Origin of the sequence: Pseudomonas sp. FIP_A4 (genome assembly GCF_036701605.1) — a bacterium.
GTDB lineage: Bacteria > Pseudomonadota > Gammaproteobacteria > Pseudomonadales > Pseudomonadaceae > Stutzerimonas > Stutzerimonas phenolilytica.
The window spans coordinates 1-864 of record NZ_JAYDXP010000090.1 but is presented as its reverse complement, the minus strand read 5'-3'; the positions used below and the strand labels follow the sequence as shown (position 1 = coordinate 864).

The following is an 864-nucleotide window of genomic DNA, read 5'->3' as shown; positions in this document are numbered from 1 at the left end:
TCGGTCTCGGTGCCGGCGCCGTCGGTGGTCGCTTCGGTCAGTTCGTAGGTGTAGCTCGCCACGCCGGTGGCGGCGTTGTAGGCAGTGACCGTCAGGGTGCCGTGGTCGCCGGCGAAGGTTTCGCCCTGCAGGTCACCAATGGCCACGGTCTTGCCGTTGATGGTCACGCTCTGCAGGTCGTCCAGGCCATCGGTGTCGGCCAGGGTGAAGCTGCCGGAGGCGAACTCACCGTCGCCGGCCGCCGCCGAGCCGCTGCTCAGACCGGCTTCGTCGACGAGGCTGTCGGTGGCGACGAGGCTCAGGGTCGGGCCGTCGTTGCTGCCGGTGATGGTGATGGTCAACGTTGCGCTGGACGGGTCGCCGTCGGCGTCCTGCATGGTGTAGGTGAAGGTTTCGGTGAGGGTTTCACCTTCGTCCAGGCCCTGCACCGCGGCATCGGCCGGGTTGATCAGGTAGCTGTAGTTGCCACCGCCCAGGTCGGTGAAGGTGCCGTGCGTCGCCGTGGTGCTGGTCCAGTTGACGAAGCTGGTCGGGGTGTCGGCGCCCGGCTGGCCGTTGGCGTGCAGGTCGTTGGTCAGCACGTTGCCGGTGATCGCGGTGACGCTGTCCTCGCCCACGCTGGCGCTGTCGGCCACGGCGTGCGGGACGTCGTCGACGATTTCGATGACCAGGCTGGCCGGGGTCGAGCTGCCGGTGCCGTCGGTCACGCTCAGGCTGAAGGTATCGGTCTCGGTGCCGGCGCCGTCGGTGGTCGCTTCGGTCAGTTCGTAGGTGTAGCTCGCCACGCCGGTGGCGGCGTTGTAGGCAGTGACCGTCAGGGTGCCGTGGTCGCCGGCGAAGGTTTCGCCCTGCAGGTCACCAATG

Annotated in this window: 1 protein-coding gene; it reads right to left on the bottom strand. The window is 68.3% G+C overall.

Annotated features, from left to right (window positions below):
- On the bottom strand, positions 1-864 hold an 864-nt coding region (locus tag U8L64_RS00695; RefSeq protein ID WP_333392759.1), incomplete at both ends, for a VCBS domain-containing protein.